Source organism: Candidatus Dormiibacterota bacterium, from assembly GCA_035532035.1.
In the GTDB taxonomy this organism is placed as follows: domain Bacteria; phylum Vulcanimicrobiota; class Vulcanimicrobiia; order Vulcanimicrobiales; family Vulcanimicrobiaceae; genus Tyrphobacter.
In genome coordinates this window covers 22,292-29,966 of record DATKRS010000020.1, presented here as the reverse complement: position 1 = coordinate 29,966, position 7,675 = coordinate 22,292, and the positions used below count along the sequence as shown (strand labels likewise).

Annotated in this window: 10 protein-coding genes; 6 read left to right on the top strand and 4 right to left on the bottom strand. The window is 65.1% G+C overall.

Going from position 1 to position 7,675, the window contains the following annotated elements; translation table 11 throughout:
• The 4 genes from VMV82_07035 to gyrA form a co-directional block, all read right to left on the bottom strand.
• A partial coding sequence (locus VMV82_07035; GenBank protein HUY41306.1) for a hypothetical protein occupies nt 1-305 on the bottom strand: 305 nt, incomplete at its 3' end.
• Between the two features lie 55 nt (nt 306-360).
• The gene (locus VMV82_07030) at nt 361-1,383 is read right to left on the bottom strand and encodes an adenosine deaminase (protein HUY41305.1); all 1,023 of its coding nucleotides are present in this window, start codon (nt 1,381-1,383) and stop codon (nt 361-363) included.
• Between the two features lie 46 nt (nt 1,384-1,429).
• Nucleotides 1,430-1,858: a thioredoxin gene (trxA, locus tag VMV82_07025; protein HUY41304.1), complete on the bottom strand. Its 429-nt coding sequence runs from the start codon at nt 1,856-1,858 to the stop codon at nt 1,430-1,432.
• A 108-nt stretch (nt 1,859-1,966) separates the two neighbouring features.
• Nucleotides 1,967-4,477 (bottom strand): DNA gyrase subunit A, encoded by a 2,511-nt coding sequence (gene gyrA, locus VMV82_07020; GenBank protein HUY41303.1) that lies wholly within the window; start codon nt 4,475-4,477, stop codon nt 1,967-1,969.
• Here gyrA and tsaE point away from each other — a divergent pair.
• The 6 genes from tsaE (at nt 4,461) to VMV82_06990 (ending at nt 7,660) form a co-directional block, all read left to right on the top strand.
• The gene (gene tsaE / locus VMV82_07015; protein HUY41302.1) at nt 4,461-4,925 is read left to right on the top strand and encodes a tRNA (adenosine(37)-N6)-threonylcarbamoyltransferase complex ATPase subunit type 1 TsaE; all 465 of its coding nucleotides are present in this window, start codon (nt 4,461-4,463) and stop codon (nt 4,923-4,925) included. The genes gyrA and tsaE overlap by 17 nt on opposite strands.
• On the top strand, nt 4,922-5,584 hold the full coding sequence (tsaB, locus tag VMV82_07010; GenBank protein HUY41301.1) for a tRNA (adenosine(37)-N6)-threonylcarbamoyltransferase complex dimerization subunit type 1 TsaB: 663 nt from the start codon (nt 4,922-4,924) through the stop codon (nt 5,582-5,584). Before tsaE ends, tsaB begins: the two co-directional genes overlap by 4 nt.
• Nucleotides 5,581-6,114 carry a ribosomal protein S18-alanine N-acetyltransferase gene (gene rimI / locus VMV82_07005; protein HUY41300.1) on the top strand — a complete coding sequence of 178 codons (534 nt, stop codon included), beginning with the start codon at nt 5,581-5,583 and terminating at the stop codon, nt 6,112-6,114. The genes tsaB and rimI overlap by 4 nt, the downstream gene beginning before the upstream one ends.
• 23 nt (nt 6,115-6,137) lie before the next feature.
• Nucleotides 6,138-6,677 carry a bis(5'-nucleosyl)-tetraphosphatase (symmetrical) YqeK gene (gene yqeK / locus VMV82_07000; protein ID HUY41299.1) on the top strand — a complete coding sequence of 180 codons (540 nt, stop codon included), beginning with the start codon at nt 6,138-6,140 and terminating at the stop codon, nt 6,675-6,677.
• On the top strand, nt 6,674-7,006 hold the full coding sequence (gene rsfS / locus VMV82_06995; GenBank protein HUY41298.1) for a ribosome silencing factor: 333 nt from the start codon (nt 6,674-6,676) through the stop codon (nt 7,004-7,006). Before yqeK ends, rsfS begins: the two co-directional genes overlap by 4 nt.
• A gap of 150 nt (nt 7,007-7,156) precedes the next feature.
• Nucleotides 7,157-7,660: a TPM domain-containing protein gene (locus tag VMV82_06990; GenBank protein ID HUY41297.1), complete on the top strand. Its 504-nt coding sequence runs from the start codon at nt 7,157-7,159 to the stop codon at nt 7,658-7,660.
• Nucleotides 7,661-7,675: the final 15 nt, after the last annotated feature.

Sequence of the window (7,675 nt, the reverse complement as noted above, 5' to 3'; positions counted from 1 at the left end):
TTGCTGTTGAAATCGTTGAAGATGAAGAACGGCTGGAAGATCGTGCCGCTGTGGTTGTTGTACGCCGGCGAGAGGTTGCCGCTATTCGGTATGCTCCCCGTCCCGAGGTTGTACGTGAGCAGAGACTGGGTGATGACGTTTGCCACCACGACGTACTGCGCGTGCGGCGTACCGCCCGGCGAGAGCGGCGGGAATGCCCCGGGCGCGGGCGAGGTACCGTTACCCCCGGTGCAGGCAGCAAGTGCGCCCGCGAGCAGGCCCAGTGACGCGAGATATCCGAGCGAGCGAAGATGGAACCTGTGCACGGCGCTACCCCCAAATAGGAAAAAGGCGGAATCTTTTTATTAGGGGCTGGTTAGACTACGGGAAGGTGGCGTCCTGCAGCTCGCTTCTGCTCGCGCGGTCTATTTCCGCGAGGTAGCGCCGCCGAAGCGGCTCCTCGAGGAAAGAGGCCTCGAATGAATGGCGCGCGAGCGTGGCGAGCGCCTCGGCCGTGAATCCCAGGGCGGCAGCTACTCCGGTATAGTTCTCCGCGACGTACCCCCCGAAGTAGGCCGGGTCGTCGGAGTTGATCGTTACCAGCAACCCGGCATCGAACATGCGTTTGACCGGGTGCTCTTCGAGCCTCGGGACCACATGCAGCCGCACGTTGGAAAGCGGGCAGACCGTGAGCGCGACGCGCTCCCGCCGGAGCCGCTCCACAAGCGCCGGGTCCTCCATGCACCGCACGCCGTGATCGACGCGCGCCACCTTCAAGAGATCGAGCGCCTGCGTAACGTACTCGGGCGGTCCCTCTTCGCCCGCATGCGCGACGGTCAGGAAACCCTCCGCGCGCGCGCGATCGAAGACGCGCACGAACTTCGAGGGCGGGTTCCCACGTTCGGCGGAATCGAGGCCGACGGCGACGATCTTCTCTCGGTTACGAAGCGCGAGCTCGAACGTCTCCATCGCCGACTCCGCAGAGAGATCGCGCAAGAAGCACATGATGAGATGCGACGTGATGCCGAGGTCTCGCTCGCCGTCGCATAGCGCCTGCACGATGCCGCCGGCGAAGACGTCGAACGCGACCTCGCGCGAGAGGTGTGCTTGCGGGTCGAAAAATATCTCCGCATGGCGCACGCCCTGCGCGACGGCACGCCGCAGGTACGCAATCGTCAGATCGTAGAAGTCGCGCTCGGCGCGGAGCACCTGCATTCCGGAGTAATAGATGGCGAGAAACGACTGGAGATCGGTGAAGGCGTACGCGTTGCGCAGCTCCTCGACGCTCGCGTACGGCAACGCAATGCGATTGCGCTCGGCGATCTCGAAGATCAGCTCCGGCTCGAACGTGCCTTCGATATGGAGGTGCAGCTCCGCCTTAGGCAAGGCGAATGCATCGGTCATCCGCGCCTCTTCGACGCAGGGCGTTTCGGGCCTCGTCGAACGCAGCTTACGCTGCGACGTGCTTCGCGAGCATCGAGACGATCGCGTTCTCGGGAACGTATCCGACGATGCGATCGACGACTTGGCCGCCTTTGAAGAGGATGAGGCAGGGGATGCCAGAGACGCCGTAATGCCCGGTGACGCTCGGGTTTTCGTCGGTGTTCACCTTGACGAACTTCGCCTTGCCGGCGAACTTCTGCGAGACCTTCTCGACGACGGGCGAGAGCATGCGGCACGGGCCGCACCACGGAGCCCAAAAGTCCACTAGCACGGGCTCGCCGTTCTTGAGCACCTCGCTCTCGAAGCTCGCCTGCGTCACGTCATTTATCGCACTCATCGCTTTTGCTGTATCTCCTCCTCTCCAAAGACCCCGTGTAGCATGCTTGAGTTGCAGGCACCTCTTCGGAGAAGTGTGAGAGATTTGCGCAAAAGCCATGGACGGCGAACTTCCTTTGAAGTTGCGCAAATCCGATCAAGTAGGAGCGCGCAAGGACGCGCGCGACGAACGTCTTCGAGGAAGGGGTGCCTGCAACGAAAGCAGCGGTCACGTGGTCAGCTCCGTTTGGGTCGGCTCGCCCGTGATGTCGGTGATCTGCTTTGCCTGCTTGCCCACGTTCGTCACGGCGATCACCTCGGTGCCTTCGCCGAGCCGCTGCAGCCGCACGCCCTTCGCCGAGCGTCCGGTCTTGCGAATGCCCGCGACCTTCAAGCGGATGACCTGATTCGCGGACGTGATCATGAGGATCTCGTCGTCGGGTGCGACCATGACCTGATCGATGACGTGCCCGATGTCCTCGCGCTCCTTGGCAAAAGCCTTGACGCCTTTGCCGCCGCGTTGCGTGTGGCGGTAATCGTCGATCGGCGTGCGTTTGCCGAAGGCGAGCGAGGTCACGAGCAGCACCTCGCGGCGATGGTCTTCAATGACGTCCATCGCGACGATCTCGTCGCCGTCCTCGAGCGTCATGGCCTTGACGCCGCGTGCGTTGCGTCCCATCGGCCGCACGCCCTTTTCGTTGAAGTGGACGGCCATGCCACGCAGCGTGCCGAGGATGATGTCGCGCGAACCGTCCGAGAGATCGACCGCAAGCAGCTCGTCGCCGTCGTCGAGATTGAGCGCGATCAAACCGCTGCGCCGCACGTTGGCGAACTCGCCGAGCTTCGTCTTCTTGATGACGCCGCGGCGCGTCACCATGACGAGATATTTCTCGCCCTCGAACTTGTCGATCGGGAAGACGGCGGTGACCTCTTCTCCCGGCGGCAGCGTCAACAAGTTGACGAGTGCCGTGCCCCGCGCTTGGCGCGTCGTGTCGGGGATTTCATACGCGCGCAACCGGTAGACGCGTCCCTTGTTCGTGAAGAACAGCACGTGGTCGTGCGTCTTCGTCACGAAGAAGCTGCGTACGATGTCCTCGCGCTTGAGATTCGAAATGCCGATGACGCCGCGGCCGCCGCGGTTCTGCGTGCGGAACGTGTCGACGGAGACGCGCTTGATGTATCCGCCGACGGTGTACGTCACCACGACGTCGACGTTCGGGATCAGCTGCTCGACGGAAAACTCGTCCTCGGCCGGCACGATCTGCGTGCGCCGCGCGTCGCCGAAGCGCTTCTTGAGATCGAGCGTCTCGTTCTTGATGATGGCGGCGACCTTGCGTGGGCTGCGCAAGATGTCCTCGAGCTCCGCGATGGTCTTGATCAGGCCGGCGTACTCGTCCTCGATCTTCTGCCGCTCCAACCCGACGAGCGTGCGCAGACGCATGTCGACGATCGCCTGCGCCTGAACGTCGGAGAGCGAGAAGCGCTTCGAGAGGCGCGTCTTGGCTTCGTCGGTCGTTTGGCTGCCGCGCACGATCTCGATGACCTCGTCGATGTTGTCGAGCGCGATGCGGTAGCCCTCGAGGAGATGCGCGCGCTCCTTGGCCTTTGCGAGGTCGTAGGCCGTGCGGCGGGTAACGACGTCTTTGCGATGGGCGACGAAGTGCTCGAGAAGTTGCTTGAGGGTGAGCACCTGGGGTTCGAGCGCAACGCTGCCGTTCGCGCGCGGAGGACCGACCGGTACCAGCGCGAGCATATTGAACCCAAAGCTCGCCTGCAGCGGCGTGTGCCGGAAGAGCTGATTGAGCACCACTTTGGGCGTCGCCGTACGTTGCAGCTCGACGACGACCTTCATCCCCTTACGGTTCGACTCGTCGTCCAGCCGCGCGATACCGGTAATGCGCTTCTCGGAATGCGCCTCGGCGATCGCTTCGACGATGCGGTTCTTGTAGACTTGATAGGGAATCTCGGTGATGACGATCTTGTGCTTGCCGCGGTCTTCGATGATCTCGGCTTTGCCGCGAATCGTAATCGAGCCACGGCCGGTGCGATAGGCTTCGCGGATCGTCTCTTGCCCCAGGATCGTGCCGCCGGTCGGAAAGTCGGGCCCGTGAACGAACTTCAGCAGCTCTTCGACGTCAATGGCGGGATCGTCGATCAGCGCGGCGAGCGCGTCGCAGATCTCGCCGAGATTGTGCGGCGGGATGTTCGTCGCCATTCCCACCGCGATGCCGCTCGAGCCGTTCGTCAACAGCTGCGGCAACCGTCCGGGGAGAACGCTCGGCTCGGTACTTTGGTTGTCGAAGTTAGGAACGAACGCGACGGTCTCTTTGTCGATGTCCGCGAGAACGTCGAGCGACGTCCGCGCGAGGCGAGCCTCCGTGTAGCGGTACGCTGCGGGCGGATCCGGGTCGATTGAGCCGAAGTTGCCGTGGCCGTCGACGAGCGGATAGCGCAGCGTGAAATCCTGGGCCATGCGCACGAGCGCGTCGTAGACGGACCCGTCGCCATGCGGATGATAGCTCTTCAGCACCTCACCGATGATACCGGCGCACTTACGGTGCTGCTTCGAGGGTTCGAGCCCCATCTCGCGCATCGCGTAGAGGATGCGCCGCTGAACCGGCTTGAAACCGTCGCGCACGTCGGGCAGAGCGCGCGCCACGATGACGGACATCGCGTACGAGAGGTAGCTCTCGCGCATCTCATCTTCGACGTTGACCTGTTGTATGAGATCGTTATTCATGGAACGTAACGTGCATCTCTTCGACGCCGCACTCGAACGCACTTGCAAGAGCGAGCGAGAGCTACACGAGCTTGCCTCGGAGCTCGCGGTGCTGCTGCGCCCGGGTGACGTCGTCGCGCTCTCGGGTCCGCTCGGCTGCGGGAAAACGGCGTTCGCCCGCGGGCTCGTGCGCGCGCTGCACGGCCGCGACGAAGGGACGAGCCCGACGTTCACCTTCCGCCACCGCTACGACGGAGATCCTCCCGTCGAGCATCTCGACTTCTATCGCATCGCGGAGGCCGCCGACACGGTGGAGCTCGGGATCGAAGAGGCGTTCGACGGCAGCGCCGTCGTCATCGTCGAGTGGTGGCGCAACGCCGCGTATCTCTTGCCGCGGCGGCGCTACGAGATCGAGATCTCGGGTGCCGGCGACAGCGTGAGGCACGTCGCCATCGTTCCGCCGCAATGATCGTACTTGCCCTCGAGGGCGCACTCGGAGTCTTTTCGGCGGCGCTGGCCGAGGACGATCGCGTCGTTGCACAGCGCGGCGAGGACGGCAAGCGGGCGCTCGAGGCCGGGCTCGCGCTCGTCTGCGCGGTCATGGAGGACGCGGGCCGCTCGCAGGCCGATCTCGACCGAATCGCCGTCGGGACCGGCCCCGGAGGGTTTACCGGTCTACGCATAGCGATCTCGTACGCAAAGGCGCTTGCGCTCGCGTGGCGCCTGCCGCTCGTGCCCGTGTCGTCGTTCGATCTTCTCGAGGGGGAGGGTACGAACGAGCGGGCGTTGAGCGTCGTTACCGCAAGACGCGGCGTCGTCTGCGCGCGACTGCGCGACGGAGAACGCAGGGCGACGGCCTGTGGCGAGCCGGCCGACGTGGTCGCGCGCCTCGTCGGCTCGGACGAAGGCCCCCTCGCCGTTTTCGGTCAGGCGGAGGACGTGCTCGAAGTCCTCGCCGAACGCGGCATCGAGGTGAAGCACGTTCCCGCTCCCGCGGTCCCTGCAGCCGCCGTCGCGATGCTCGCGCGGTCGGCGACGCCCGCGCACAGCCTGCACGAGGTTCTCCCGGAGTACGGCGAGCTTCCGGCCGCACGAGTTCCGCGTCTACCGGACCGAGAGCGCGGGTGAAGGCCGACCTCGAACGGTCTCCGGCCGGCGGGACGCTCGCGATCTCGACGATGGCGCAGGGAGACGTTCCGCACGTCCTACGTATCGAGCGCGAAGCTTTTGCGACGCAATGGCCGGCGGATGCGTTCTATAACGAGATTGCCGCCAACAAGCTCGCGCATTACTTCGTCGGCCGATACGACGGACGCATCGTCGCCTACGGCGGAATCTGGGTCATTCTCGAAGACGCCCACGTTACGACGATCGCCGTCGGCACGCGGCACCGCGGACGCGGATTCGGAGAAACGATGCTTCTGCGGCTCGTCGACGAAGCGCTGGCGCGAGGCGCGTCGTGGATGACGCTCGAGGTGCGCGAGAGCAACGTCGTCGCACAGCAGCTCTACAAGAAATACGGGTTCACGACGGTTACTGCGCGCAAGGCCTATTACAGCGACAACAACGAGAACGCGCTCGTCATGTGGGCTGGAAATCTCAAGAGCGAGCTCTATCGCAATCGGCTGGGTGCGCTGCGCGAGGCCGACGGCGGCTGACCTATCACGAGATTACGCGCCGCGTGCGCGAGGAGATCGGCCAAGAACATCGCTACGCTCATTGCGTGCGCGTCGCGCGCTGCGCGGAGATCCTTGCGCTGCTCTACGCCGCAGACTCCGGGAAGGCGCGTTTGGCCGGGTTGCTGCACGATCTGGCGCGCCTCTACGCTCCCGAACGCCTCCTTGCCGAGTGCGCGGCTCGTGGGCTCGCCATCGACGAGGCGGAGCGCGCCGCTCCTGTTCTGCTCCACGCGCGGCTCGGCGCTGCGCTCGCTCGGGAACGCTTCGCCGTGACTGATCTCGAGGTGCTCTCCGCCATCGAAAAGCACACGTTGGGCGATGCTGAAATGTCGCCGCTCGATTGCGCGGTCTACCTTGCAGACGGCCTGGAGCCGGGCCGTACCTTCGCCGAGCGCGCCGCTCTCTGGGAACTCGCCAAATGCGACCGGACCGCGGCGATGCGCGCAACGCTCGCCGCGACGATCGGGTACATACACGCGAGAGGCCTCCGGCCGGCACCGCGAGCTCTCGCTGCCGCCCGCGCTTTTGGGGTAGAAACGTGATCGATATCGTGCGCAACGCTGCGCTGGACAAAAAAGGCGAAGACTTCGTCGCGATCGACGTGCGCGAGCGCACGATTCTCGCCGATACGTTTGCGATCGTCAGCGGGCGTTCGCGCGTTCAGGTGCGCTCGATCGCTGAGGCGATCGTCGCCGCAGTCGAGACCGCCGGCTTTCGGTTCGCGCGCATCGAAGGCCACGCCGACGGCGGGTGGATCCTGCTCGACCTCGGAAGCGTCATCGCGCACGTCTTCACGCCGGAGCAGCGCTCGTTCTACAACCTCGAGCGTCTATGGGCCCCGGCGAGCGAGAGAGAGGCACAGAGCTCGTGAAGGTACGCCACGAAACCCGTTCCAAGCGCATGCGCCGGCAGCGCTGGCTCAGGGCCGGAATCTGGGTCTTTCTCTTCGTCTTCGCCTTCAGCGTCGTCGGCGGCTTGATGCTCGTCGTCGCCGGAACCGCCGGCCACTAACTCCGCACGCGTGCTCTTCGTCCAAGACCACGCCCAGGTGTTCTCGGTGCGCACCGTCGCCGGCGTGGAGCGGCGCATCGCCGCAACGCGCGCAGCGACGGGCGAAGAGCTCGTCGTGGTCACCGTTCCCCGGCTGGCGGGCGCACAAGCATCGGGTGTCGTGGAGAGCGAAGCGGAGCGGCTCTTCTACCAAGAAGGCGTTCGCGGAACGCTACTCTACGTCGATCGCGACGATCGCCGGGACGCCGTGATCGCGCAGCCCACGGCGTGGTTCGACGCACGGCACGTTGCGGCGATTCGGCGAGCGATGGAGGCGCGCTTCCGGCGGGGAGAGTACGACGCCGGGCTGCGCGCAGTTGCCGGCGACGTTCTCGCTGTCTACGATGCCCACGCGGCGGCATCGAGCGCCGGCATCAGGAAGGCGGCACCGCGCCTGCGAATCTACGCATGGATTGCGGCGGCTCTGCTCGCCTATCTTGTCGTTCGCGGCGCGCTGCGGCGGGCAGGCGCATGAGCCTGCACCCCTAAC